Annotated in this window: 28 protein-coding genes and 1 tRNA gene; 21 read left to right on the plus strand and 8 right to left on the minus strand. The window is 59.3% G+C overall.

What is annotated here, in order from left to right; genetic code table 11:
• Positions 1-872 (plus strand): hypothetical protein (locus tag ASE59_RS19845; RefSeq protein WP_235515751.1); only part of this gene is annotated, 872 nt, incomplete at its 5' end.
• Here ASE59_RS19845 and ASE59_RS12550 read toward each other — a convergent pair.
• The gene (locus tag ASE59_RS12550) at positions 808-1,932 is read right to left on the minus strand and encodes a hypothetical protein (protein ID WP_235515752.1); all 1,125 of its coding nucleotides are present in this window, start codon (positions 1,930-1,932) and stop codon (positions 808-810) included. The two genes, ASE59_RS19845 and ASE59_RS12550, sit on opposite strands and share 65 nt — an antisense overlap.
• Positions 1,933-2,101: 169 nt before the next feature.
• Here ASE59_RS12550 and ASE59_RS12555 point away from each other — a divergent pair.
• From ASE59_RS12555 to ASE59_RS19855, 3 genes are all read left to right on the plus strand, one after another.
• A tRNA-Thr gene (locus ASE59_RS12555) sits at positions 2,102-2,177 on the plus strand.
• A gap of 660 nt (positions 2,178-2,837) precedes the next feature.
• Positions 2,838-3,935: a hypothetical protein gene (locus ASE59_RS19850; protein WP_156360063.1), complete on the plus strand. Its 1,098-nt coding sequence runs from the start codon at positions 2,838-2,840 to the stop codon at positions 3,933-3,935.
• Positions 3,936-4,814: 879 nt separating this feature from the next.
• Positions 4,815-5,492: a hypothetical protein gene (locus ASE59_RS19855; protein WP_156360064.1), complete on the plus strand. Its 678-nt coding sequence runs from the start codon at positions 4,815-4,817 to the stop codon at positions 5,490-5,492.
• Positions 5,493-5,623: 131 nt separating this feature from the next.
• Here ASE59_RS19855 and ASE59_RS12560 read toward each other — a convergent pair whose 3' ends face one another.
• Entirely contained in the window at positions 5,624-5,833 is a 210-nt protein-coding gene (locus ASE59_RS12560; RefSeq protein WP_056456586.1) for a helix-turn-helix domain-containing protein, read from the minus strand.
• Positions 5,834-5,970: 137 nt separating this feature from the next.
• On the opposite strand from ASE59_RS12560, the gene ASE59_RS12565 reads away from it, so the two are divergent.
• The 8 genes from ASE59_RS12565 (at position 5,971) to ASE59_RS12595 (ending at position 12,570) form a co-directional block, all read left to right on the plus strand.
• Complete coding sequence (locus ASE59_RS12565) at positions 5,971-6,276, plus strand: hypothetical protein (RefSeq protein WP_056456590.1); 306 nt, start codon at positions 5,971-5,973, stop codon at positions 6,274-6,276.
• Between the two features lie 3 nt (positions 6,277-6,279).
• Complete coding sequence (locus ASE59_RS12570) at positions 6,280-6,903, plus strand: DUF4230 domain-containing protein (RefSeq protein WP_056456592.1); 624 nt, start codon at positions 6,280-6,282, stop codon at positions 6,901-6,903.
• 77 nt (positions 6,904-6,980) lie between these two features.
• Entirely contained in the window at positions 6,981-7,340 is a 360-nt protein-coding gene (locus tag ASE59_RS12575; RefSeq protein ID WP_156360065.1) for a hypothetical protein, read from the plus strand.
• Between the two features lie 77 nt (positions 7,341-7,417).
• A complete protein-coding gene (locus ASE59_RS12580; RefSeq protein WP_056456599.1) occupies positions 7,418-7,795 on the plus strand; it encodes a hypothetical protein in 378 nt (125 codons plus the stop codon).
• Positions 7,796-7,985: 190 nt separating this feature from the next.
• On the plus strand, positions 7,986-9,278 hold the full coding sequence (locus ASE59_RS12585; RefSeq protein WP_056456602.1) for a VapE domain-containing protein: 1,293 nt from the start codon (positions 7,986-7,988) through the stop codon (positions 9,276-9,278).
• A gap of 486 nt (positions 9,279-9,764) precedes the next feature.
• Positions 9,765-10,931: a site-specific integrase gene (locus ASE59_RS12590; protein ID WP_082458362.1), complete on the plus strand. Its 1,167-nt coding sequence runs from the start codon at positions 9,765-9,767 to the stop codon at positions 10,929-10,931.
• 110 nt (positions 10,932-11,041) lie between these two features.
• Positions 11,042-11,356, plus strand: a complete 315-nt coding sequence (locus ASE59_RS19860) for a hypothetical protein (RefSeq protein ID WP_156360066.1) — start codon at positions 11,042-11,044, stop codon at positions 11,354-11,356.
• A gap of 563 nt (positions 11,357-11,919) precedes the next feature.
• Positions 11,920-12,570 (plus strand): SOS response-associated peptidase family protein, encoded by a 651-nt coding sequence (locus ASE59_RS12595; protein WP_056456661.1) that lies wholly within the window; start codon positions 11,920-11,922, stop codon positions 12,568-12,570.
• Positions 12,571-12,575: 5 nt separating this feature from the next.
• Here the strand turns inward: ASE59_RS12595 and ASE59_RS19230 are convergent, their stop codons facing one another.
• Positions 12,576-13,553 carry a glucokinase gene (locus tag ASE59_RS19230; protein WP_162235314.1) on the minus strand — a complete coding sequence of 326 codons (978 nt, stop codon included), beginning with the start codon at positions 13,551-13,553 and terminating at the stop codon, positions 12,576-12,578.
• A gap of 411 nt (positions 13,554-13,964) precedes the next feature.
• Between ASE59_RS19230 and ASE59_RS12600 the strand changes: the two genes are divergently transcribed.
• On the plus strand, positions 13,965-14,522 hold the full coding sequence (locus ASE59_RS12600; protein ID WP_056456610.1) for a hypothetical protein: 558 nt from the start codon (positions 13,965-13,967) through the stop codon (positions 14,520-14,522).
• A gap of 103 nt (positions 14,523-14,625) precedes the next feature.
• Positions 14,626-15,528, plus strand: a complete 903-nt coding sequence (locus tag ASE59_RS12605) for an endonuclease/exonuclease/phosphatase family protein (RefSeq protein ID WP_056456613.1) — start codon at positions 14,626-14,628, stop codon at positions 15,526-15,528.
• Positions 15,529-15,575: 47 nt separating this feature from the next.
• On the opposite strand, the gene ASE59_RS19235 is transcribed toward ASE59_RS12605, so the two are convergent.
• Positions 15,576-15,767 (minus strand): hypothetical protein, encoded by a 192-nt coding sequence (locus ASE59_RS19235; RefSeq protein ID WP_082458366.1) that lies wholly within the window; start codon positions 15,765-15,767, stop codon positions 15,576-15,578.
• A gap of 200 nt (positions 15,768-15,967) precedes the next feature.
• On the opposite strand from ASE59_RS19235, the gene ASE59_RS21030 reads away from it, so the two are divergent.
• Both ASE59_RS21030 and ASE59_RS12610 read left to right on the plus strand, forming a co-directional pair.
• The gene (locus ASE59_RS21030; RefSeq protein ID WP_414899186.1) at positions 15,968-16,426 is read left to right on the plus strand and encodes an SH3 domain-containing protein; all 459 of its coding nucleotides are present in this window, start codon (positions 15,968-15,970) and stop codon (positions 16,424-16,426) included.
• A complete protein-coding gene (locus tag ASE59_RS12610; RefSeq protein WP_056456616.1) occupies positions 16,423-16,608 on the plus strand; it encodes a DUF6961 family protein in 186 nt (61 codons plus the stop codon). Before ASE59_RS21030 ends, ASE59_RS12610 begins: the two co-directional genes overlap by 4 nt.
• Before the next feature lie 94 nt (positions 16,609-16,702).
• Here the strand turns inward: ASE59_RS12610 and ASE59_RS12615 are convergent, their stop codons facing one another.
• The 4 genes from ASE59_RS12615 to ASE59_RS12630 all read right to left on the minus strand — a co-directional run bounded on the left by ASE59_RS12615 (position 16,703) and on the right by ASE59_RS12630 (position 19,693).
• Positions 16,703-17,971: a Y-family DNA polymerase gene (locus ASE59_RS12615; protein WP_156360067.1), complete on the minus strand. Its 1,269-nt coding sequence runs from the start codon at positions 17,969-17,971 to the stop codon at positions 16,703-16,705.
• Complete coding sequence (locus ASE59_RS12620) at positions 17,968-18,393, minus strand: LexA family protein (RefSeq protein WP_056456622.1); 426 nt, start codon at positions 18,391-18,393, stop codon at positions 17,968-17,970. Before ASE59_RS12620 ends, ASE59_RS12615 begins: the two co-directional genes overlap by 4 nt.
• A 268-nt stretch (positions 18,394-18,661) precedes the next feature.
• Positions 18,662-18,865, minus strand: coding sequence for a hypothetical protein (locus ASE59_RS12625; RefSeq protein WP_056456625.1), 204 nt, complete (start codon positions 18,863-18,865; stop codon positions 18,662-18,664).
• Between the two features lie 84 nt (positions 18,866-18,949).
• Entirely contained in the window at positions 18,950-19,693 is a 744-nt protein-coding gene (locus ASE59_RS12630; RefSeq protein ID WP_056456627.1) for a glycine-rich domain-containing protein, read from the minus strand.
• Between the two features lie 198 nt (positions 19,694-19,891).
• Between ASE59_RS12630 and ASE59_RS12635 the strand changes: the two genes are divergently transcribed.
• The 5 genes from ASE59_RS12635 to ASE59_RS21035 all read left to right on the plus strand — a co-directional run bounded on the left by ASE59_RS12635 (position 19,892) and on the right by ASE59_RS21035 (position 24,185).
• Positions 19,892-21,019 (plus strand): DUF3667 domain-containing protein, encoded by a 1,128-nt coding sequence (locus tag ASE59_RS12635; RefSeq protein ID WP_056456629.1) that lies wholly within the window; start codon positions 19,892-19,894, stop codon positions 21,017-21,019.
• Between the two features lie 129 nt (positions 21,020-21,148).
• The gene (locus ASE59_RS12640) at positions 21,149-21,910 is read left to right on the plus strand and encodes a ZIP family metal transporter (protein WP_056456632.1); all 762 of its coding nucleotides are present in this window, start codon (positions 21,149-21,151) and stop codon (positions 21,908-21,910) included.
• A 65-nt stretch (positions 21,911-21,975) separates the two neighbouring features.
• Complete coding sequence (locus tag ASE59_RS12645; protein WP_056456635.1) at positions 21,976-22,680, plus strand: NAD-dependent deacylase; 705 nt, start codon at positions 21,976-21,978, stop codon at positions 22,678-22,680.
• Positions 22,681-22,837: 157 nt separating this feature from the next.
• On the plus strand, positions 22,838-23,140 hold the full coding sequence (locus ASE59_RS12650; protein WP_056456638.1) for a hypothetical protein: 303 nt from the start codon (positions 22,838-22,840) through the stop codon (positions 23,138-23,140).
• 316 nt (positions 23,141-23,456) lie between these two features.
• Positions 23,457-24,185, plus strand: a complete 729-nt coding sequence (locus ASE59_RS21035; protein ID WP_414899184.1) for a DUF6538 domain-containing protein — start codon at positions 23,457-23,459, stop codon at positions 24,183-24,185.
• The last annotated feature ends 60 nt before the right edge of the window (positions 24,186-24,245 follow it).

Below are 24,245 nucleotides of genomic sequence, written 5' to 3' on the forward strand. Positions count from 1 at the left end.
GGACCCCGGCGCAGGGCCAGCCCCGCTGCGAACGTCGCGACCCTCGACCGCATATCCAGCGCACCCCACCGGAGACCGGCGCCCGAACCACCCTGCAAACGTCCGGTTATTCCGGAAATGCAGGTGTAACCTCGCCGAATTACCCGTCGGCTGATCGGAAACCCCGGCAGGATCGTGCCGGCAGCAGCGGGATACAAGAAATGATCGGAATGCTGTGGGCGTCCATCGCGGCCTTAACGCTATCGGCCGCATCACCCCCGGTCGCGCCTTCCTTCTGTCAACGCATGGCGGCCGAGCTGCCCATGAAGGAAAAGCGCGTGGCTGGAACGCGGCGCGCCTTCGACCTGCAAACGTTGACCGCCGGGCAGCGTTGGCTGACCGGGGGCAGCACTTCGTTCAGCATGAGGCTCGAACCCATCGACGATACGCCGGGGGAGCGGCAACGCGTGGAGAATATGTGCCGTTCGTCGCCTTGCACGATGGAGGGGCCGCTCCGTTTTACCCTCGGACTGAAGGATGGCACCGTCCGTGTTTTTGACGGCCGCGCAGACGAGCGCGTGCGCGTCGAGATGGTGGGAACACGTATCCGCTGCTCCGACCTGCAGGTACCGCAATCGGCGCCGACCCCCGGCAGGCGAAGACCTGCCGGACGCCGACCCGTTCGCTTAGAGCATTGGAAACGGGGCCGGTCGGGCTCGGTCGATCGGTCACTGGCGCCCGATCGCGCAGCCATTCATTCGATCACCGCGCTCCGGGACCGGATCGCACGCGGCGTCGGCGATGGCGGCACGGTCGCCCGCGCTCGCTTCAATAGCCCAGATCGCGTACAGCGTTCTCGACGAACGCCGCATCGGCATGGACCCGGCCGATGATCTCGACCGATCCGGCGTCGACCGCGCGCGCCAGCAGCACGACATAGGGTTCGTCGCCAGGGGCGACCGGCACGACCACGTTCGGCGAGGCGGCGGGGCGGGCGCCGGTGCGCTCGATCCATTCGGCGAACTCGCCCTCGCCTGCCCCGGCGCGGTGCGCGCGGGCGAGCAGGCGGGCATGGCCTTCGTGCGGCGCGCCGAACAGCAGGCGGACCAGCGTCTCGACCGGCGCGCGCGGATCGACGGTCAGCCCGGCGCCGGCCAACATCGCGGCATAGCCGGCCGCGTCGCGGTCGCTGGCGATCAGGAAGTCATAGGCTTTTGCCAGCGCCTCGGGCGATGCCGGTGCCGCCTCGATCATCAGGCGCGTCGCGACCAGTTGCTCGGCCAGTGTCGGCGCGGGAGCTGCGGCCGGGGTTAAGGGGGCGCTGTCGGTGATCGGCGCGCTCGGGCCGTCGGCCCATGCGGTGGCGGTGGCGAGCGCGGAGGTGCGGCGCGGGGCGGTGGTGCGGCGTGCTTCGGTCAGCTCGGCGGCCAGCTGCGACTGGACGCTGGCGTCGACCACTTCCTTCCAGTTGATGACGCCGTACAGGTAATCGATCGCCTCGCCGTCCGACGAGAACGGCATCAGGATACCGCGATACAGCATTGGAAAGCCGCGATGGCCGACGAACTCGGCCTCGAACCCGATCGGCGCGCGGTTGGCGATGATCTGCAGATAATGGTCGGTCAACCGCGACAGCAGCGACCGCGACGGCACCTGCGACAGGCGGACGATCGACGAATCGGTGCCGCTTTCCTCGCGCAGGGCGTGGCCCAGGAAGCGGATTTCGGCGTCGTCCTGCCCGCCGGTGAAGTCGAGCAGGACGCTGTTCGGCCCGAAGTCGGCGATGCCTGCGGGGTCGAGCGACTCGATCAGCGGGCACGGCCGCCCGCGCAGCAGCGACACCCAGTAATTATAGGCGCGGACGTGCATCCGCCGCTCGTCGGTGCCGACGGAGACCACTTCGCTACCAACACCCTCCCGGTCCCCATCCCCCCGCTCCGAAGGTCCACCCACGATATCCATATTCAGATCCCCATGGGCCTTCTGCCCGGTCACTAGCCTTTTGTATCACGCGTGGTAAACGTCCGGTAAAGCGCATGGTGACACTTTCCAGCGCAAATCCCACTTGCCACCCCCGCCCCCCACTGCTAATCGCCCGCGTCCAGACGGCAAACCGTCCCGGGCCGCTTTAGCTCAGTTGGTAGAGCATCGCATTCGTAATGCGGGGGTCACAGGTTCGAGTCCTGTAAGCGGCACCACCCCTTCCAGTAGGAAACAATGAAGCGTCCTAGCGAACGCGCGTTCGGATGATTTGACGCGTGGGTCCTGTTTGGGACGCCTTTGGGTAGGAACGGCTGCTCCTAGGTCGCAACGCATCCGTCTCGAGGGCATCTCAGTCCTGTTCGCTCTAAACGGCGTGACGCCTTCACCGCTCGCAACAGATCAAACCATAATGACCGCCGCCCCTCGGTTTAGGCGTGGAATGAACCCGGTAAACGCTTGGTCCCATTATAGGATATTCGCACCACTTTCCACGATACCAAACTTCAGACATTCATCTAGATGAACATAGGCGACTGTTCCTCTCAGCTACCGCTAAGCGCTTGACCGCCCTAAGCGAGCCGGTCGTACGCTCGCTTGCTTGTGCCGCGGTCAGCTTCCATAACCACTGCATTATGTAGAGGAAATTATGCAGATCGACGGCGCTGCTGCGTCTGAAACGCTATCGGACACGGGCGGCGTGAGTAGCGCGGCGCATCCATGGACAAACCTGTCTTATTTGCCTTCCTGACATCCCAACGACAGGATCGCATCATCAAGCCGTGCAATCAAATACCTAGCTCTCGGATACGGCTTGATTTACCAATATTCGGCATCTGCTATTTGGCCGATCGTGCCGGTATCGCAGGAGGTTTCGCATGCTAAGCCGAAAGACTGTATTCGTTCTTGGCGCAGGAGCTAGTGCTGAACTCAAACTTCCAGTCGGGGAGACACTAAAAAGCTGGATTGCCGACGCGCTTGCCCTCGACGCCGGACGAAGGATTGGCGCCTTCTCTGATGAACATGTCGAAACTGCGGTCCTATCATACGTCTACGAAGAGGAGCGGAATATGCAGCCGCAAGTCTATCGAGAATATGAGCAAGCTGCTACCGTCATTAGCAAAGCACTCCCTTTCGCGCTTTCGATAGACCAATACCTCGACTCGCAGAGAGCCAACCCCGTTATTGTGAACCTTGGCAAGATTGGAATTGCGTCCTCAATCTTAAAAGCTGAGCGGCAAAGCATTATTGGCAACCCCCTTCGACAAGCCGTTCGACTTCAAGGTGGAGAGAGTCGTCTTCCTGCCGAAGTACGACAGACATGGCATCTAAAACTTGTGCAACTACTAACAGCAGGCAAAGCCAAAGAAGATTTAGACTCACTATTCAATGACGTAGCATTCATCGTATTTAACTACGACCGCTGCTTAGAGCATTACCTGACGCTTGCCCTTAGCCGTTACTACGGCACGGAAGCCAATGCGATGAGTCAAGTGCTCTCAAGGCTGGAGATCGTTCATCCGTATGGCCAAGTAGGCAATATGCCTTGGCAGGGGGGCACAACAGTGCCCTTTGGCGGTGAGGCGGAAGGGCAATTACGAAACGTCGCCAGAAGCCTTCTGACTTTCACTGAATCCGCTCAGTCAGGAGTGACGGAGCAAGTAAAGTCATTGATCGAAACCGCAGAAACAGTAGTTTTTATGGGCTTTGGCTACCTACCACAAAACGTCGAACTTCTTACCGCTCGATTCCAATCGAACGCTAAACGCGTATTCTACACTACATACGGTGTATCGAGGTCAGACAGCGAGTTGGTTGAGATTGACCTGCAGAGGATTTTGCAGAAGGAGGCGGCAAATCCAGCCTTGGCGTTTAACGGCTACGGCAGTTTCGAAGCGTTTGAAGACGCAGGTCGGTGTTCCGACCTGATGAATAACAATTGGATGAGGCTTACCCGCGAACCACTGGACAGCTAGTCAAAAATCTTGTCGAATTGCGGCATCTAACGCGAAGGACAATGCCCCTGATCGCGTCCAGTTTTGCGCCCGCCCCTCCCATCTGTAGGGTAAACGCGGTCGGCTTTGGTAGCGGTGAATCGATCCACCCGCCTCAGATGTATTTCGCTTCCTTAGTTCAAACCGCGCCGCTCGCGACAAGCCTTCACTCGCCACTCCGTATAATTCGAAGCCGGCGTTAGCACCGACGATGCCAACTGCGGCGTAGATCGTAGCCACAATCGTCGCGAGGTCACCGGCCACCCAGTTCGGATTGCGGGATGCAGAACGGACGCAGACCGCAATGTCGAATGGTTGTGAATGACTGCACTGAGATCTTGACCTAACTTTAGACCGCGCAAACACAGCCATCTTATATGGAAGGCAGCAGCAGCCCTTTTATAAAGGCTATTGCGCTCATGCCACTGACCTTCCAAGGCCCGCCCGCCCTCTGCGAAATACAGGGGGTGAGGCTAGGAACCCCTTTCGAAGCAACTTGGTCGCGAAGCAATTCGCGGCCGGGTGGCATGCGCCTATGTGCAGTCGGTTCCAACCGCTGTAGGCACGGTGATTTCGTTCTCTTCGATAAGAGGCTTAGGCTTTGCCCACGAGCGCCGAAGGATCGACCGGCAACCTGCCAAGTAACTCGTCAAATGTTCCGGAGGTCGAGTAACGGATTTGCCTCTTCTGACCGTTGATATGGTGGGGCTGACCCTGCGATGCCGCTGACATTCGGACATTATGCAGTCGCTTAACAAACGCCCCCATGCCGGGTTCGGGAGGAAAGGGGTAATACCGATCAGCCGTTTTATCTGCTACGCACAGTTTAGATATTATGCTAGCAATACCTTTCTACGAACCATGGCGGAGGTGCGTCCAATGTCCAATAAAAAACAACTCTATGCGATGAATCGCAGCTTAGCACGCGCCCGCCTGAAACTAGATCGCGAAATTAATCATCTAGAAAGAGCCGACCGCGATCATCTACTTTCAAACAGCGACACTAAATTGTCAAATAAAAATCATAGCCCCTTAGTGATAGCAATTTATACTGCTGCAGCCGCCGCTTTGGGCAATATTGCGGTCACGTTTATCAATGCTAGATCCCAAAATGAAATCGAAAAAATTCGATCGGAACAAAATTTAGTATTAGAATCGATAAAGACAGGGGGTGACGTTAATAAAGCTAAAACGAACCTTCGATTTATTATTGAAGCTAAACTTATTCGTGACGGTCGGACTATACTTGAAGCACTGGACTCCGGGCTAGACCCGGCACTTCCAGGGCCTAACTCTAATCGCATTATATACAGTAGCGCAGACACCCAAACGTCAAAGCCCTACGAAAACAGGCTTCGTTGCTTGGAAGAACTGCACTTACGCATTCCCGGAGAAGCGCATGGTAGTCCTGTGGCACGTATAGCGATAAGGAGAGTCCAGTCGAGCAATGGCTTGAAAACAAGCGGCCTACTAGATAGCGCAACCGAATCCTTTGCGAAGGCCAAGTGTCGAATGAAAGATGCAAAATTTCATTACTAGCTAATTAAGCATCTAATTCGAGAAATATTATTTGATCTACTTGTTAGAATTAAAAATATGAGCTCCCGATTCCTGCCTACCTACCTGTAGAAGCCAAGGACGTGAGGGATCTTGTGTTTACCCCAATGATTCTAGTTTTTCTTCAGCAGCGCTGAAGGCTCAATCCGCAACCCTTCGGCCAGCAAACCCAAAGCCCGCACAGTCGGATTGCGCGTCCCTCGTTCGAGATCGCTAATGTAGCTGCGCTTGATACCCGTCCGCAGCGACAACTCTTCCTGCGATATGTCCGCCAGCTTCCGATAGCGGCGCACGTTCTCACCAAGAAGCTTCACCACGTCCATAGGCGGATGTGGCCGCCTTCACGCGTCCGTGTCTGTCCACCAGGCGTGTCATTTTCGCTTGCCCGGTCATCGTGAACCGGGAACGATCCACTTCAACAACGAAGGAGAATATTATGTCTCGTACATATGCCGTTCTTATGGGTTTGTTCATGCTCACCGCCTGCGGCCCGGATGAACCAGCCGAAAATGTCGCCTCAGTCGAAGCCACACAAGTCCGCACCTGCGAATCGATCCGCGACGACGTCATTCGCATCGCCGGACAGAACGGGGTCAACGTCGTCAAAATCTACGACCCCAAAACGATCAGCAACACGCCGAAGAAGCTGGACTGCACCGGTCGAGCGATGGTCAGCAGCGGCCAAGAGGCGACCATCTTTTATCGCAGCTTCGAAAACGCCGACGGCGACCGGCTTGTCCAATACAGTGAACAGAAGATGGATTAAGCGGTGGGCAACGGCGCACTTCTGATCGTGTCGCACCTCGCGGTGGCGGGCGGGGTGTACGCGCTGACCGACCGAAACCCGGTCGACACGGAGGTCAAGAACGAAGGCTACTTTCAGGTCGACACGACAAAGGTGCTGGCGACCACCGTCGCCAGCTTGCGCGACGAACAACGCATGCTGGTGTTCAGCTACAAGGGCACTGCGAAGGTTCAGGCCGAACGATCGCTCTGGTGGCTCTTCGGCGGGCGACAGGAACTCAGCGTTCCAGCCGTCGTGAACTACTACATAGACCTGTCCGACCTGTCGTTGGGTGACGTGTCGTTCAACGAAACAGCTAAGATCGTGACCGTCCGTCTTCCGAAGGTTACGCTCGGCGACATCGCTTTCCAACCCGAGAACGCGACCACCATCAACGGCGGCATCCTGTCGTGGGACGACGATCAGGTCGAGGCGCTGCGGAAGCTCAATTACCGCAACGCACGTCGGGCAATGGTGGCGCAGGCCCAGCAACCGGGATTGCTCAACGCCGCCCGAAAACAGGCCCGTTCGAACATAACCGGACTGTTTGAAATACCCCTACGCATAGCCGGACAACCCGATGTGAAGGTCGTTGCGACCTTCGACTGACGCCAGCCGTCCGATCTCAACCATCCAGCCCTCGGCCTCTCCGCCGGGGGCTTTTTTTTTTGTATTGGAGAACAACGATGCTTTCGATCCGAGACACCGCCGCGCTCAATAGCGCGATGGCAGACTGTATGCCGCGCGAACTGCAAGACGTGCTGATGCGACGTCGCGACCAGATAACGGAAGACGGGCAGTACGACCTTTCGGACCTAGCCCACATGATCGTCGTCGAACCGGGCGACACGCTCACTGCGCTGGAAGCCGAAGCGGGGATGCCGCTCACCGACGATCTGCCGTTCGAGTTCATTGAACGCCATCCCGGCGGCTGGTCGGAGGCGGTCATCATTCTGTCCGATGACGGCTTCGGGCTCGCGTTCTTCGTGCCGGACGGCGACGCCATAGATCCGGAACTGCGAGCGGTGTTCGAACCGCGCGACTGAATCCAACCATCACCACCGTCCGCAAGCGTCCAGGGATCGTCCCTCGGGCGCTTTTCTTTTGCCTGAGAGGCCCAATTATGCTGCACTTCTATGACCGCGAGACGATCGCACACGCCCTCACCCTCGACCTTGAACCGACCCTGCGACGCCTTTTGCACGAGCGGATAGACGCGCTGGGGGAAGACCTGATCGATCATACAGAGTTCCTCGTCGTCCAACCGGGCGACACCGAAGCGGACATTATCCGGCACGTAGGTTTCTCGCCCATGATCGAGCCGATCGAAGGCAAACGCTTCGGACAGGAAGGTTTCCACCCGTTCTGGGACTGGCTCGCCGATCACGGCGGCTGGTTCGAAATGATCGTGACGTTCGGAAGCACATTCGCCTACGTCCTGTTCATCGCAGACCAGCCCAGCGACCTACAGAGGATGTGTCGACGATTCAGCGGCACTTGACGATACAAGGTTACGCCCCCATTTGGCCGCCGTCGCATGACATCAGTCGAGCGATCCCATACGGCATCCGCCTACGACTTCCGCCCATCTACATCGCCTTGCGCCTGCAGCGCCGTGACGGTCGCCATTCCGGTCGACCTTCACTCGCTCATTGAACCGCAACGTGAGGTGCGAAGTGAATATTTCTACGATGAAGATTTCCGGGAAGTCGGCGAAGCAGCCAACGGGTCCCGTCCAGATCGACCGCGCGTCGTTTCCCGACCAGCCGAACCGGCCAAACGACGGTCCACCCTGCACCGTCGCCAACGTCCGGCACATGCTGAAATGTAACGGTGTAACGGTCCGCTATAACATCATCCGCAAGCGGATCGAAATCGTCGTGCCGTGGATTGCCAGCACGGTCGACAACGGCGACGCGGTCGCCCTTACCCATATATTGAGCTTGGCCAGCCAGTACGGAATGCCGGTTGGCCTCATCAGCAACGTCGTCGACGCGATCGGCGATGCCCATGCTTACAATCCAGCGAGTGACTGGATTTTCAGCAAGCCGTGGGACAGGATTGATCGCCTCAAGACATTCTTCGCGACCATCATCCCCATGGATGACTATCCGATCGAGCTACGCGACGATCTCATGCGTCGGTGGATTCTAAGCGTCACCGCTGCAGCCATTATGCCCGACGGTTTCCACTGTCGAGGCGTACTGACGCTGCAAGGCGCGCAGGGTCTAGGCAAGACTAGTTGGGGCCGAGCGCTCATTGATCATCCAACTTTTGCAAAGCAATTAATTAAGCTTGATCATCACCTTGATGCGTCGAACAAAGATAGCTTGTTGGGTGCCATCGAGCACTGGATCGTCGAAATTGGCGAACTGGACAGTTCATTGAAGCGCGACGTCGCTCGGTTGAAAGGCTTCCTGACCAATGGCACCGATAAGGTGCGGCGCCCTTACGGCCGGGTGTCTTGTGAAACGCAGCGACGGACGGTTTTCTACGCCACCGTCAATGCCCCTGACTTTCTCGTCGACAACACGGGCAACAGCCGCTTCTGGACCATCGCCTGCAAGGGCATCATCCACAATCATGGCATCGACATGCAGCAGCTATTTGCACAGTGCGCCGTTCTCTTGCGCGAAGGCGAGCAGTGGTGGCTGACCGATGACGAGGAGAAGCGCCTGGAGCAACAGAACAGCCTGCACCGCAGCTACAGTTTGGTTCGGGAACGCATCCTCGAAATCGTGGACACCAGTCCTGACTTCAGTGGTTCTACAAAAGCGATGACCGCCAGTGAGGTCTTGGAGGAAGCGGGATTAACGAACCCGACCAACCCGCAGGCCAAGGAGTGTGCGGGATATCTGAGAGAATGGTTCGGACAATCTAAGCGAATCAACGGTCGTGATAGATGGCATATTCCAGTACGCGAAAAGAATGTAACATCTGTACCGGAGAATCCGCCAACACGTAGGTCAACGAAGTTTGATTAAATTTCATATCGTCTGATCCATAGTTACGTCCTGATAAAGATGTAGGTGGGGGGAGGGGCAGCAGACCGGTAAAGTTTGACCCGGACCGGCCGCCGGAGACGACGACGGAAAGTGTGTCGCGACGCCGCCCCCTCCCCCACCCGCAACCGCTGTCCTTCGCATGGGCGAACGACATCGAATGTTTCGATAAGCCGGACGTTCGAGCCGGTTGCTCCGTCAATCTTCGACGGCCGGTCGCGCTCGCGATCCAACATGACCGACTGTCGCCGACGGTCCTTCTGCATCAATGGCTGGACGGCTTACGCTGATCGAACCCTCCGTCGCGCCCGCTGACCTGCCCCACGACATCGCCCGCGGTCGCATTCGCCACGCCATTTCTCCGAACCCCACGGCGCCAGTTCGCCCGTCCGGGGCCCCCAACCCTCGCCGACGCGGGGCGCCTCTCTGCGCTTCCGAAAGATCGGCTTTTCGAAAGGATACCCATCAATGCCAAAGCTGAAACTCGATAACTCCAACGCCCTGCTCGCCCAATGCGAACCGGGCCGACGGAAGACCGATTACTACTGCACCGACCATCGCGGCCTCGTTCTCGAAGTGCGGGCGTCAGGCGGCAAGACACTTTATTTCAGATTTACAGATGCTTACGGCAAGTTACGTCAGCATAAGATCTGCGTCTTCGGCGATCTCACCATGGATAAGGTCCGGAAAGAGGCGCAGCGGCTTCGATCCGAAGTGGTGCTGGGCGGCGACCCCGCCGCGAAGAAGGCAGACGTCAAAGCGATTCCTACCTACGCCGAACTTTCCGGCCGCCATCTGGCGCACGCCAAGACCTATCAGCGGTCGTACGACACAACCGAAATGTACATGCGTCGCCACATCTTGCCGCGGTGGGGCAAGCTTCGGCTGTCGGAAATCCACCAGCCGGACGTCGCGCAATGGCTCGCCTCCAAGAGTGCGGAAGGCTTGGCTCCCGCGACCGTCGAGAAGATCCGCGTCATCTTCGGCCGGTCGTTCGAACTGGCGATCGAATGGAACGTGCCCGGAGCCACTCGCAACCCGACCCACGGCATCAAGCGCCCGCCCATCAACAACGCTCGCGAGCGCTATCTGAACGCCGCGGAAGCGCAGCGGCTTCAGGCGGCCGTCTCGGAGTCCCGGAACAAACAGCTGAAGTACATTGTGGCCTTGCTGCTGCTGACCGGCGCGCGCGTGTCGGAACTGCTGAACGCGGAATGGCGGCACGTCGATCTGGAACGTCGTTCCTGGCTGATCCCGACGTCGAAGACGGGAAAGGCCCGGCACGTTCCCCTGTCGAAGCAGGCCATCGAAGTGATCCGAAGCATACCCCGGTTCGGGACCTGCCCGTACCTATTGCCGAACCCGGACACGTTGAAGCCCTTCACGGAGATCAAGCACGCTTGGCAGCACGCTCGCGACAAGGCGCGCTTGCCGGGACTACGAATACACGACCTCCGTCACAGCGCCGCGTCCTTCATGATCAACGCCGGCATCGATCTATTCGCCGTTGGACGGGTGCTGGGACACGCGGACCACAAATCGACGCAGCGGTACAGCCATCTGGCGAACGACACGCTGCTGGCCGCGGTGGAGGCCGGCGCGAACCGGCAGGCGGTCGATTGGACCGCTACGTGACATCGAACTCTCGCTCGTCCTTGGCTTCGGCCGGGGACGGGCAATTCTCTCAACGGGCCACGCTATTTTTTTGGTGCGAGACCGCGCCTTCGAAACTGGAGAATGCATTGATGACTGAACGCAAATCGGCGGCCAACATTCGAATTACGCCGCGACTCTTCCCCCAAAACAATCAATCTTGGTTTGCCGGCCTGCGCAAACTTATAGCCGACTGCGGCTCGAACAAGCATGACCAAGCAACTGTAGCCATAATTGCGTGTATCGGCGAAGGCGTTAACACGCTTCCGCGGTTGCGCGGCGTCATGAAAGCCCTCGGTTTCGACGCCAAGCACTTCGGCCTGATAGTCTCCAGTGGCAAGGGCTCGGACCCGAACAGACATTATTGGAACGTCGACGCCAACGGGCGTTACTATCTGCTAGGATGAGATTGTGACCGCCGCCCCTGCGTCTCAAGCCAAGCGGCGCCGGGGCGGCCTTGCGAATGCTTGGGGGTTTTATTCTAATATCGCCGACCACATGGGATGGACCAAAGCCAATGTCGAACGACACCTGCGAGATGCGCGACGGGGCGGAATGGGTCGCCGTCGGTATTGATGAGGCTCTAAGACGGCCGGGCGAGTCGAAGCGCTGTCCAGCTTGCCACGGACAGGTAATAGCGTTTGGCGCTTACCGCACGGGTGCGCGAGCTCACTTTGAGCACTCCGTTCTGCACCGCGGTTGCCCTACTAAGCGGACATTCGACGGTCGCGCCACGCGGCATCCGATGGCCCTCGACTAATATCGGGTACAGAAGCAAGCGTCCGGAGAGTTTCACTCAACCTTTCTTCCGAGAAAAGCGCCGATCCCTGACCGCACAGCGCGCCGATACGTCCGACCGCCTTCCCCCGCCGAAATCGACTGTTCGCGTTCATGCCTTATGCAACGGGCGATGCTATCGAAGGACACTTTCGGCTTCTGTCCGCCGGCGCCGCGACCTATCTTCGCGGATATGTGCAACCGAGCCCGCTTCGCCGGTGAACCCGCCGGCCAGTTCGGATCGGCGGCCAAGCTGTTCCCCGAACGCCCCCGCGACAACCGCTTTAACCCGCAGGAGCTACGACCGAAGGGGCGGGCTTACGTCATCCGGGAACAGGACGGTGAACGCGGCTGGGACATCATGTCGTGGGACGTGCTCGGCGGTCAGGCGGCGTGGCCGATGACGAACGTCCGCAACCTGAGGCTGCCGCAGTGGCGTAAGCTGGCTGCTGACCCGGCGAACCGTTGTCTGGTGCCACTGGCCGAGTTCTGCGAATGGACGCCCGACAAGCACGATCTGGGCGACGGCAAGCCGCCGTTGAAAGGCGAGATGTGGTTTCAGGTCACCGACCAGCCCACGTTCGCTGTCGCCGGGTTCTGGCAACAGACTGCCGAGGGCAACGGCTTCACGATGGTGACGTGCGATCCGAATGAACTGGTGGCACCGATACATCCCAAAGCGATGATTACGATCCTGCGGCCGGAGAATTGCGATACTTGGTTGCGGGGCAGCTACGACGAGGTGGTCGCGTTGCAACGGCCTTATGACGCGGCGGCGATGACGGTTCGGGGACCGGTGTTCCCGACGCGCAAAACTGCTGACGCGTCGACCCACTTAAAATAGCCCGGTCAAGCGTGCCCCCACCGGTGCCGTAGTGCCTCTCCCAAGCCGACCAGCTCCGCATTCTCGTAAGAAACCAGCGATCTTGGGACATCCGATAGTGCGCGCCGGTATTTCGTCGAATTGGCGAACAGCGCCTGTGCTTCAGGTTTTCGTAAAGACGGCAGGATGGCATGAGCGACCGCTCCTGCAACCAGCAAGCCATCCCAGGCCCCTAGGCTCATTACGAGGCTTCCAGCTTGCGCCCAGAACGCCTTGGCAAGCAAATCGCATGCGGCATGTGCGATCGGATCGGTTGCCATCGATCGGGTTATTTCCTCCGGGGATTTAGCACGGGGCAAGCAACCCCGTTGCCGCGACAACGCGTTGTAAATAGCCAGCAGCCCCGGGGCGGATACCAGTCCCTCTGCCGTTACCGGTTGGCGTCCAAGTGAAAGCGATGCCGCTAAATCGGTCAACTCCGGTGTAGCAGCCGCAAAAGCACCGTGCCCCGCCTCTGTTGGCAGCACAGTTACCACGCCCGTTTCGCTGCGATGGACTGCGGCGACGCCCAACCCCGATGTGATTCCCATCACCAAGAAGGTACCTGACCGTTTTGCAGGGCTTCCATTCGATCCACTGAACGCTTCCCGAATTTGCCCTTCTGCCGCGCATAGTGCCCAAGCTTCGGCAGCGAAGTCGTTCAGTACGAGTGGCGGCTCCCCCAGCATCGCTTTCAAGCCGGACCGGGACAAGAACCAGCTAGTCTTGGTGATCGATATGGCATCGCCGCGAACGAGGCCCGGAACGGAAAACGCTGATCGACGCGGAAGCGCGGAAATTCCTAGATCGCGCTGATAGGTTGTTAGCGCTGCAGAGACGCCGCTCACAACGTGCGCGTCATAGGTGCGAATGGTATCGGACAGAACCGAACCATTCCTCGTCGACAAGGCAAAGCAAACGCGCTTTCGGCCTATCGAACCCAAAACAGCGTTGTCAGCGTGCACCAGATCCCCCCTACCGGCGACACATCTGGCCGCTTATTATTGGCAGGCACCATGGGCTAAAATGGTTCGCAAGTAATTACGATCGGGCCATAATATTCGTATCGTAATTATACGGTATCTACCGCGAGGATGAAGGCTCTGGACGAAGAAGGGTCTGCGCAAGGTCATCGCACGATAGGCCATCGGTCGCACATCGGCCTCTGTATCGGGCATTCCTTCCCACGCATCGACCGCTCGCGGGCCGCTTGCACGCCCAGTAATGCCGACGCGGGTAACGAATGTGTAGAGATGTCATTAACGTACGAAGTCCTTCCCGAACGAATACGTCCAAGCAAGGGAATTGACTTTTACTGGGTTTTGTAGGCTATTTACGAGCGATCCGGCGGGGGCCGGATTTCTGATGGGGGTTACATGAAGACTATTCTGCTTGCGGGCGCTTTTGCGTTCGCTCCTGTTGCGTGCTTTGCCCAAACGGCAGCACCGATCGCTGCACCTGTTACCGATGCGGCAGTTTTGCGCGTCGGCACTGAGATCCCCCTTCGTCTGTCCGAGCCATTGACGACCAAGGGCAAGAAGCTTCGCGTCGGCCACCGCTTCCACCTTGAAACGTCCGAACCCGTCGTCTTGAATGGCGTAACGGTGATCCCAGCGGGTAGCCCGGCTATGGGCGAAGTCACCGATGTTCGTAACAAAGGCATGTGGGGCAAGTCGGGACACCTCGCGGCTCGCGTTCTCTACGTCACGGTCAACGGCCGGCAAATTCGCCTTTCCGGCGCGTTCGATGACAAAGGCGTAACGGGGACGGCTGGCGTGGTGGGTGCAATCGCGCTCGTGCCGATCGCGGGTTTCATCATGACGGGCACTTCGGCTGTCGTTCCGGCAGGTACGATTGTGAAGGCTTTCGCGGACGAGGACGTTCCTGTGAACATCGCCGGCGCACAGCCTCTGACGGTAAGTTCCGTCAATTGATTTGAGGACGGCTTTTGCCCGCTAGGTGATCAAGAGACCCCGTCAGAGATGGTGGGGTCTCGCCGTCGTTGCCTCTAAGGCGAGGCTGCGGCACAACCAGCAGATGCTTCACCGTCTGCTCGCCGCTTCACTTCTGGTCGGCCTCGCATCCTGCACGACGCCTCAACAAATCAGCCCGAGCCAGACGGCTGGCAATGCGACACTTAAAGTCACGTCATGGAACATGGAGTTCCTTGCGGAAAAGGACGGCGCAGGCTGCCAGCCGCGTACCTCCGCAGACTATAACGCCATGCGCAAGATCGCCGACGTCATTGATGCGGACGTCATCGCCTTTCAGGAAGTCGAGAACGAAGCAGCCGCCGCCAGGGTCTTCGATCCGGCCCGGTACACCATCCTCATGGAGCATCGCCCCGGCGAAGCGTCGGGCAGTTGCGGAGGCCGCCGTCCAGGGCAAACGTTCATCCGTCAGGCAGTCGGGTTTGCGGTGCGCAAAGGACTAACCGTCGATCGCAATCCAGACGTTACCGACCTGTCGCTCGGCAACCCTCAGCTTCGGTCAGGCGTCGACATTCGCGTGACGGCACCGGGCCACCAGCCGCTCCGCTTGCTCGCCGTCCATTTGAAATCTGGCTGTTTCACGGGGACGGCTGCGTCAGCGTGCCAGGTCCTGCAGCAGCAGATTCCCGTGCTTGAACGCTGGATCGAGGCTGCAGCTAACGGGCCGGACCGCTTCGTCGTGCTTGGAGACTGGAACCGTCGGCTGGCGGAAGCCAATGATACCGTCTGGGCTGAACTGGACGATGCAAAACCCGCCAATGCCGACCTTCGACTTGCCGATGAGGGGACCGCTCCACGCTGCGATCCGCGTTATCGAGCGTTCATCGACCACATCGTTCTCGATCGTCGCGCCGGCAACGATCTAGCTGGCTTCAACGAGACCACCTACGCCTCAGGTCAGAAGCATCTGTCCGATCACTGTCCCGTCAGCGTGACTATATCGAACTAGCCTCTGCCGATGCATAAGGGGTCGCCGCTACAGCGGCACCCTTCCACTTACTTCACAGGCTTGGCACCAGCCGTTCCGCACTTTGCGAACTTGCCTTTGGCGTCCTTGCATTTGATCGGCTTCGTAGGTGCCGTTGGGCATTTGATGAAACGCCCCTTCGCATCCTTACAAGGTGCTGCAAAAGCAGGAACGGCCGCGAGCGATGCAAGCGAGGCGGCAAGCAGTACGGACTTCAGCATGGTATCCCTCCACTACCCTTGTGGGCGCTGAAGCTTACCTCCTCGTTGTCGGCATGATCAACGATTCCGGTTGGGTCCGCGATGAACGTAATCCGGCTTGCGCGGTCGCATATACTGCCTCAGGCTGAACAACTTACGGGGGATATGGAATGCTTCGGCTGCTTTTGGGGATGATGGCGCTCGGGTTGACCGCGCCGGCAATGGCGACGACGACTTCGGCGAACGTGAATTGTCGGAAAGCGCCGGATGCGACATCCCGCGTGGTTAGGCAGATACCGCGGGGAACGCACGTTCAAGTCGTCGGCCGAGCGAACGGCTGGTCGCTGTTGTCGAGCGATGATTGCTGGGTCTTGAGCCGCTCTCTCGTAAACGACACCGCCCCTTCGGCCGATCGCTTCACCGACCAACTAACCGAACGCGTCACCCGTCCCGAACCTGTCCGAACACCAAGCTATCGAGCCAGACCCGTCGCCAAGCCACGGGCATCGATCCAAGGTCACCAGTCCGCTTGGAAGAAACCCCGTCGTAGTTCGCGCCGTTCGAGCGGTTACAACTTCGGCGGTTCCTCATGTCCCTGCTCCGGAAGCAACATCTGCATAGGACCGCGCGGCGGACGCTATTGCATCACGAGCGGCGGAAACAAGCGTTACGGGGTATGACGGCTGAAGAGGAACGATGGGCCGAGGTTTTACTTGCGGTCCGACTGCACGGCGACCGCGCACCCGACTGGATCGCCGAGCGGATCGCGGCGTTGGCCTACGCCGGCGACGAAGCGGGCGTCACTCGTTTCATGGACATGGCCGCTCGGCTGGACGCGCTGACCGACGGGACACGCCAGTGAAGCGGTGGCGGGATTGGTTGCTGTATGCCGAGGCGGCAGTCCTGATGCTGCTAATGGTAGCAGCGCTGATGTCGGGTGTCTGGGGAATGATCCGCTAGGCACGTACCGTTGGCACCTGCATCAAGTCCGTCGTCCAAGCCGGCGATTTCATTTCCGATCTCAAACGCCATTGCCGCTTAAATCCCTGTGATGCGGGTACAACGGTGAAGCGACCGAACTTTCCGTTCACGTCGTCCAGCGCCGCCATCAACCGTTCGCGGACTGCGCGGTCACCCTCGAACAGCGTGCGTGGCCTATCGCCAGCCGGCAACAGGTCGTCCAGCAGGACGCCAGCCTTGGTGTATGCATACCCGTCTCGCCATGCTCGCTCCGCGCAACGTCGAGCTGCGGCGATCAGTTCGAAACTGTCGCTGGTCATTGGATGCAGCGTTGTCGACCGCGAGCCAGCATATTGCGGCCGGTCCGGCTTGTGCTTGTTCGTATGGAAGAAGGCAGTGAACCGGCCAGCGACCAGCCCGTGCTGCCGCAGTTTTTCGCCCGCGCGCATGGCGTACTGTGACAGCGCCCCCATCATACCGTGAAAGTCGTGAACCGGCGCCCCGAACGATCGCGTCACCGCCATACCCTTGCGGGTTGGTTCAATTGTCTCGACCGCGCCGGCGGGAACGCCTTGCAACTCCGCTACCAGCCGCTCCAGCACGACGGTCCCGATCCCTCGCGCCTGCTTGAGAGGCATGTCTCGCAATGACGCTGCGGTAGTGATGCCCAAATCGGCCAGCTTGCGTGCAGTCGCGCCGCCTACGCCCCAAATGTCCTCGGCCGGGAAGGTCTGCATCACAGCGTCGCGAACACTCTCGTCGCGCAGATCGGCAACCCCGCCAAACTCGGCACGCTTCTTGGCCGTCGCGTTCGCCAGCTTCGCGAGCGTCTTGGTCGGCGCAATGCCGACACAGGTCGGGATCGTCGTCCACAACTGGACTTGGCTGCGCATTGCATGGGCGTGAGCGACCAGATCGTGACCTTCGAACCCTGCAAGATCGAGGAATATCTCGTCGATCGAATAGATCTCGAAGTCACGGACGAATGGCTCGACAGCGGCCAAAACGCGTCGCTGCATATCGCCGTAAAGGGTATAGTTTGATGACCGGACCTTGATGCCGTGCTGCAGGATAAGATCCCGCAGATGATGCGCCGGGTCACCCATTTTGATCCCTAGCGCTTTCGCTTCCGCCGATCGGGCGATCGCACAACCATCGTTGTTCGACAGCACGATGACTGGCACGCCGACTAAGCTATGGTCGAACGCCCTCTCGCACGAGACATAGTAATTATTGCAGTCGATCAGCGCGACAGGCGCGCTCACGACACCCGCCGCGCGACGCCGACGACGACGCCCCATATCTCCACATATTCGTCGACCAGAATGTGGGTGAAGCCTTCCGCTTCGGGAACAAGCCAATGCCGCCCGTCCATATGCTTCAGGCGCTTCAACGTCCGGTCGCCATGAACGAGCGCCACTACGATCGATCCAGTGCGGGGACGTTTCGCCCGGTTCACAACGATCAGGTCACCATCGTTGATGCCTGCGCCAGCCATCGACCCACCTTCGACGCGCATGATGTACGACGCGGCCGGATGCTCGACGAGGTACGCACCAAGATCGATCGGCTCTTCCATGTCGTCCTGGGCGGGCGAGGGAAAGCCGGCAGGCGTTCTGACGAGGAAGCACGGGAGCGACTGGGGGATAAGCTCATACGCAACGTCGTGAAGCTGTACCGTACCCATAGCACCTGTCCCGAATCATCAAGGCGGTCCATGTAGCGTGAGTCGGAACATAAAGTGAACAACGCAAAGCGCACGATCGAGCGTTCGTTGTCCCGCCCGGTACCGTACCAACGCAGGATAGGGTTTCATACCAACGGCTTATTGTGATCCGAACGTATTCAACTGATGGCACTCGGCTGCGTCGCTCCCCCCGCGAGCAGCGTTCCGAGGGGGTCGCGGCAACCTGGCCTCCCTTGCCATGCACGCCCTGCACGATTGTCTCGGAACGTCACGGCAGCATCGCCAATGTCAGTTGCTCGCCACGCGCAGCGAGAACGCGCCGCGCTTGCTGAGCCGCATCGACCGCCTGCCGGTACTCGACGGTACCGTATCGCTCCGCTTCGTCGAATCCGAACCGCGCCCAATCGTCGGATGGATAGCAGGCGTCATATATCGCGCGCGCAGCCGCACGCAGACGCAGGTCGTGCTGCATCGGAAGCTCCCTTGTCGTGTCGAATCACCCGGCTGGCGGGCAACGCAGACTAGAACAAATAGAGAACAGATCGCAAGACCGGGTTCAGCTGCATTCTCCGCCACAACCGCCGCCGCAGCCCCCGTCGCTTCCGCCGTCGCCGCAATCACCGCCACCCGCTCCATCAAAGGCGAACAGATCCCATTCGAAACCGTCCCCGTCGACACGACGAAACTTGCCGAGCAACCGGCAAAGCGCAGCAACAGCAATCATCGCGAGGACGACCGCAACCAAGAGGTGTTGGCCGGCGATCACCATCACCGCCATTGTGCCGGCCCCAATCGCCGTCCATTTCGCGATTGTTGGCTCTGACGCCTCGGTTATCTCGACGCGTACGAAGCGACGTTCGAAACGGTCTTCCGGGTCAGGCCAGATGTCTTGTGGGGGCAGGTCGCCGAACGTCTCGTTATAGCGTTCGAGGGTGTGGGCGTAACGGGCGCGGTAGTGTTCGCGCTGTTCGCATCCGCCACTGGTTGGTTCGTGGTGAATGTCTCGCCCGATGGTGTCACGACACAGGCCATGCCAGTAGTCGCGGGTATAGGTCAGGTGCAGATGCCACGCCTGATCGACCGCGTCTGAAGGAGTGAGTTGGTCGTCGCATATTGCGATGAGGGCGAGGAAGCGGCGATATTCAACCGTGACCCTTGCAGCGAAGTCCCCGCTCCAACCGTTCTCTGCGGCCAGCCTCCCTTCGAAGCTGAGCGTTGCATCGGTCCGGCCGATGGCCAGGGTTTCGATCCTCCCAATGAGGACCCTTCGCGCCGGATGCGCGGAGTCGTTCGTTTCCATGTCCGAGTAACATGGTAGGAGATTGTTGCGGGTTGATGACGGAGGAGGCAGCCTATTCCATAGCGCTGCATAAGCTGTTTGCTGGGCGGGCTTCGTGTGCCAATCTGATTGTGAATGACGCGGTAGCCGCCAAAGCAGACCGGACCTAAGGTGCGGCAAAGGCGATCAATATTCGACCGACCGGGGGGGACGGGCATCATGGACAGTATGGACGATGTAGGGGCGCTGGTTACGGGCGCACTCGCGGCACGGACCTTGGATCATCCAGGCCATGCGCCTGCCCATAACGATGCCCACCATTTACAAGGGCACGACTGCGCCAATTGCGGAACGCCACTGACTGGCGACTATTGCCACGCGTGCGGACAGGCGGCGCATCTGCATCGCGACATCACCGGCTTTGCCCATGACGTCCTGCACGGCGTGTTCCATTTCGAAGGCAAGTTCTGGTCGACCCTGCCGATGCTCGCGTTCCAGCCCGGGCGGCTGACCCGCCGGTACATCGATGGTGAACGGGCAAAGTTCGTAACGCCGATGGCGATGTTCCTGTTCTCGGTCTTCCTCATGTTCGTTGTCGTCAGCAACGTACCCGGCTGGTTCTCTCCAAGCGACATCGAGGCCAAGGCGCCAAATGTCGAAGCGGCACGGCAGGATCTCGCCAGCTCCATCGACAAAGGTCAGGATGAAGTCGACCGGCTGACCGCCGAGCGGGCGACCGTATTGAAAGCGGGCGGGGATACGGCTTCGATCGATGAGAAGCTCAGCGAGGCTCGTAACGAACTGCGCGGGTTGCGGATCGCCGAACGGTTCGTTCCGGGCAAGGCAGCCGACGCGGGCAAGCTACCGGTATCGTCTTCGGTACTAGGCATGGATGCGAAGGACGGCGCTGGCGCATGGCTTCAACAGAAGATCGACCACGCGCGCGAGAACCCCAAACTGCTGTTCTATAAGATGAAGAGCAGTGGGTATAAGTACAGCTGGGCGTTGATCCCGATGTCTCTCCCGTTCCTATGGGTCATGTTTGCGTGGCGGCGTCGCTTCGGCCTGTACGACCACGCGGTCTTCGCCACCTACTCGATCGCGTTCATGTCGCTGTTGATGGTGGTGCTGACATTGGTCGGCTGGACCTTTGGCGGGTTCGGACGGACGCTCGCTTGGAGCGCGCTCTTCATCATGCCGCCGGTCCACATGTATAAGCAGTTGCGACATGGCTATGCGCTTCGCCGTTTCAGTGCCCTTTGGCGCACTGTCGCGTTGCTCCATGTCGTATCCTTCACGTCGCTCGCGTTCTTTTTGATGCTGCTCTCGCTCGGGCTCACCGATTGATCGGCCGAGCATCGAACGCGGACCGTCGTCGGCGCTAACGCGTAAAGCCTTTTGAACAGGAACGGCGGGCGGATTGGAAATTGGTATGAAGCAGTCCAGCGACTTCCCAAACGGTGAAAGGGATTGTCTTTGAACGGCGTCTGGGCGGCGGGCTTCTGGGGGCTGGTAGGCGGGTCTGCGCTGCTGATCGGTGCTATGATCGCCTATTTCGTTCACTTGCCGCAGCGTTTGATTGCGTCCGTGATGGCGATCGGTGCCGGCGTGTTGATCTCGGCGGTTGCCTTCGACCTAATGGACGAGGCGTTCCAGCAAGGCGGCTTTGATTCGACTGCGTCCGGTTTTCTCGGCGGCGCTGCTGTCTACACACTCGCTAACATCGTCGTATCGCGACGTGGGGCAAGGCACCGCAAGCGCTCAGGTTCGAACCCGGACGAGAGCCAGCCGGACGCCAGTTCTGGTTCAGGGACAGCCATTGCGATCGGCGCACTGCTGGACGGCATCCCGGAGTCCGTCGTGATCGGCGTGAGCTTGCTCAGCGGCGGTGGCGTAAGCACGGTGACGGTAGCGGCTGTGTTCCTGTCGAACGTCCCGGAAGGTCTATCAAGCGCGGCTGGCATGAAGGCGGCTGGCCATGGCGCTCGCTACATTTTCGGCGTCTGGGGCGGCATTGCGGTTGCGTCTGCAATTGCGGCCATGATCGGCAACGTCGCGCTGGCCGGTAGCAGCCCGGACCTAATCGCGGGCGTTACCGCAGTCGCCGCCGGTGCCATTCTTGCCATGCTGGTCGATACGATGATCCCAGAAGCGACAGAGGCGACGCACGATTATTCGGGACTGATTGCGGTTTGCGGCTTCCTCGGTGCGTTTGTTTTGTCGAAGAGTGGTGGGTAAGTCGGTCGCCTTGGCGGATAATCCGACGGATTTCCCATCCGTTTCCCCCCTGTTATGCCAAGACAATGCACAACATTCGCAACATAGTCGTTCTAACCGGCGCGGGCGTTTCAGTTGAATCCGGGATCGCTACTTTCCGCGGGCCGGGTGGGTTGTGGGAAGGGCACCGAGTTGAGGATGTCTGCACGCCCGAGGCGCTGCGCGCCGATCCCGAACTCGTCCATCGTTTCTACGATCTACGCCGTGCCGCGCTGAAGCAGGTCGCGCCCAACGCCGCCCACTTTGCGCTGGCCGCGCTCGATCGGGCCTGGAAGGATGAGTTGCTGATCGTCACGCAAAATGTTGACGATCTGCACGAGCGCGCTGGGACGCAACGGTTGCTCCACATGCATGGCGCACTGCAGTCCGCCCTGTGCGCGGAATGCGGCATACGGACGGCGCATGACGGGCCGCTCCCTCCAGCGACCCTGTGTACGACCTGCGGTGCGCCGGCGCTACGGCCCGGTATCGTGTTCTTTGGGGAAATGCCTTACTCAATGGACCGGATCGGCGACGCGATCGGCTCGTGTGACCTGTTCGTTTCGATCGGCACTTCTGGCGCAGTCTATCCTGCCGCCGGCTTCGTCGAATGGGCAAACGACTGCGGCGCAGCTACGCTTGAACTCAACCTTGAACGCTCGGGCGGTTCGGATCAGTTCGATGCTAGCCGCCTCGGGCTTGCTAGCGAACTTGTGCCTGCTTGGGTTGCCGAGGTGTTAGCCCAGCAGTAAAATCCAACGGCGTAGCTAAGAACTTGCGCGCCGGATTTTTGCCGACGATCGCGTGACGCCGGCAGGTGCTGGTCTCCGGCCGACAACCACGCTTGTTACCGATAGGCGTTCTCAACCGGCTGCTCGCAGTCGAACACGTGCCGTGCCATACCGAACTATGCTGTCGTTACTCATCCTCGCGCTCCAAACCCCCGAACGGTTGTCGGTGGACATCGACCTTCGCCCACCAGCCGGAGAGGAAGTTGGTGCGGCGGAGCGGCGCGCGGCGCGGCAGGTGCCGGTGATCGTCAAAGTCTGCAGAAACGCCGCGCAAACGAACGATCCGGACCGGTTCATCAAAGCGTTCGCGGATCGCAACGGGCTGTCGAGTTACGGACGAGTTTCGCTGTCAACTCAATGCCGAATTTATCGACAGGGGCTGATCGACGGGCAGGCTCGCAACCAGTCCCGTACGAAGTAGCCGCCGCAGGTATAGCGCAGGTCGATTCTGCGGCCCGTTCCAAGCCAAAGCGCTCTAGATAGGCAACCGCCGAAACCCGAACTTTCGTGCGATTGGGACGTGCGTGGGTCGCCGCCAACCAGCCCAGCCGCAACATACATTTCTCGTTGTTTCACATGTTTTTATCAATTTTCTTCTGTAGCCTTCGTAATGCGGGGGTCACAGGTTCGAGTCCTGTAAGCGGCACCATTTCCCTTAAGTTGCTCAAAAGCTAAGGAATTTTATGAAAATTCAGGCTTAGCGCGATTGGCTGCTACAAACGTAGCGAGGCAGTAGCGTGTCGACTCATTTGTATCGTCGCCAAGGCGGAACCTATTATTTTCGCCGGGCTATCCCGACGAATCTCCGCGATCGCTTCGGCGGTCGCAGGGAATGGATCGCTTCACTTCGTACGAAGGATAGGGTTGAAGCTAAGCGACTACTGCCCGCGCTCGTTCAGGCGTTCGATGCAGCTATAAATGACGTGCAATCATCCTCACCGGCTTCATACGGCCCCGAACAGAATGAAGTTAGTCGCGTCATACGGAAACCACTTGGAGCGCCGCAACGGCCTTCTGTGGCTCTCTTAGCCACTTTCGAAGCGTATGCGGTTGAACAAGGTTTGAAACCGGCGACTGCCGCTGAATGGCGGTCGATGTTGAAGACGCTCGTAGCTTTTGTAGGCCATGAAGATGCGGCAAGGCTTACCACTAAAGATATTGATGGCTGGCGGGATCACCTACTCTCGACACCGGGTCGCAGAGGAAAATTTAGAACACCCGGAACCGTAAAAGATAAGTACCTTTGCGCCCTACGCGCTACGCTATCATGGGCGGTAGAAAAGCGAAAATTGCCGGGCAATGTCGCAACATCGGTCAAGGTAAGAACCCCTACTCGACCCAAGCTAAGAGAAAGGGATTTTACCACGTCCGAAGCTAGTGCGGTGTTGAATGCAACGTTTATAGATTACCGCGAATGCTCTGACTATGACAAACGCGCTCGACGCTGGATACCGTGGCTCTGTTGACGTGACCCCCGTTTCTTCATCCACGTTGAACTAGAGACCGGCCCTTGAAGGGACGGACGG

Origin of the sequence: Sphingomonas sp. Leaf10, assembly GCF_001421245.1 — a bacterium.
GTDB lineage: Bacteria > Pseudomonadota > Alphaproteobacteria > Sphingomonadales > Sphingomonadaceae > Sphingomonas.

Bases quoted from the DNA above. Each gene is read 5' to 3' on its own strand.
- ASE59_RS19850 (WP_156360063.1), top strand. From the start codon at position 2,838: ATGCTAAGCCGAAAGACTGTATTCGTTCTTGGCGCAGGAGCTAGTGCT.
- ASE59_RS19855 (WP_156360064.1), top strand. From the start codon at position 4,815: ATGGCGGAGGTGCGTCCAATGTCCAATAAAAAACAACTCTATGCGATG.
- ASE59_RS12560 (WP_056456586.1), bottom strand. From the start codon at position 5,833: ATGGACGTGGTGAAGCTTCTTGGTGAGAACGTGCGCCGCTATCGGAAG.
- ASE59_RS12565 (WP_056456590.1), top strand. From the start codon at position 5,971: ATGGGTTTGTTCATGCTCACCGCCTGCGGCCCGGATGAACCAGCCGAA.
- ASE59_RS12575 (WP_156360065.1), top strand. From the start codon at position 6,981: ATGCTTTCGATCCGAGACACCGCCGCGCTCAATAGCGCGATGGCAGAC.
- ASE59_RS12580 (WP_056456599.1), top strand. From the start codon at position 7,418: ATGCTGCACTTCTATGACCGCGAGACGATCGCACACGCCCTCACCCTC.
- ASE59_RS12585 (WP_056456602.1), top strand. From the start codon at position 7,986: ATGAAGATTTCCGGGAAGTCGGCGAAGCAGCCAACGGGTCCCGTCCAG.
- ASE59_RS12590 (WP_082458362.1), top strand. From the start codon at position 9,765: ATGCCAAAGCTGAAACTCGATAACTCCAACGCCCTGCTCGCCCAATGC.
- ASE59_RS19860 (WP_156360066.1), top strand. From the start codon at position 11,042: ATGACTGAACGCAAATCGGCGGCCAACATTCGAATTACGCCGCGACTC.
- ASE59_RS12595 (WP_056456661.1), top strand. From the start codon at position 11,920: ATGTGCAACCGAGCCCGCTTCGCCGGTGAACCCGCCGGCCAGTTCGGA.
- ASE59_RS12600 (WP_056456610.1), top strand. From the start codon at position 13,965: ATGAAGACTATTCTGCTTGCGGGCGCTTTTGCGTTCGCTCCTGTTGCG.
- ASE59_RS12605 (WP_056456613.1), top strand. From the start codon at position 14,626: ATGCTTCACCGTCTGCTCGCCGCTTCACTTCTGGTCGGCCTCGCATCC.
- ASE59_RS19235 (WP_082458366.1), bottom strand. From the start codon at position 15,767: ATGCTGAAGTCCGTACTGCTTGCCGCCTCGCTTGCATCGCTCGCGGCC.
- ASE59_RS21030 (WP_414899186.1), top strand. From the start codon at position 15,968: ATGGCGACGACGACTTCGGCGAACGTGAATTGTCGGAAAGCGCCGGAT.
- ASE59_RS12610 (WP_056456616.1), top strand. From the start codon at position 16,423: ATGACGGCTGAAGAGGAACGATGGGCCGAGGTTTTACTTGCGGTCCGA.
- ASE59_RS12620 (WP_056456622.1), bottom strand. From the start codon at position 18,393: ATGGGTACGGTACAGCTTCACGACGTTGCGTATGAGCTTATCCCCCAG.
- ASE59_RS12625 (WP_056456625.1), bottom strand. From the start codon at position 18,865: ATGCAGCACGACCTGCGTCTGCGTGCGGCTGCGCGCGCGATATATGAC.
- ASE59_RS12630 (WP_056456627.1), bottom strand. From the start codon at position 19,693: ATGGAAACGAACGACTCCGCGCATCCGGCGCGAAGGGTCCTCATTGGG.
- ASE59_RS12635 (WP_056456629.1), top strand. From the start codon at position 19,892: ATGGACAGTATGGACGATGTAGGGGCGCTGGTTACGGGCGCACTCGCG.
- ASE59_RS12645 (WP_056456635.1), top strand. From the start codon at position 21,976: ATGCACAACATTCGCAACATAGTCGTTCTAACCGGCGCGGGCGTTTCA.
- ASE59_RS12650 (WP_056456638.1), top strand. From the start codon at position 22,838: ATGCTGTCGTTACTCATCCTCGCGCTCCAAACCCCCGAACGGTTGTCG.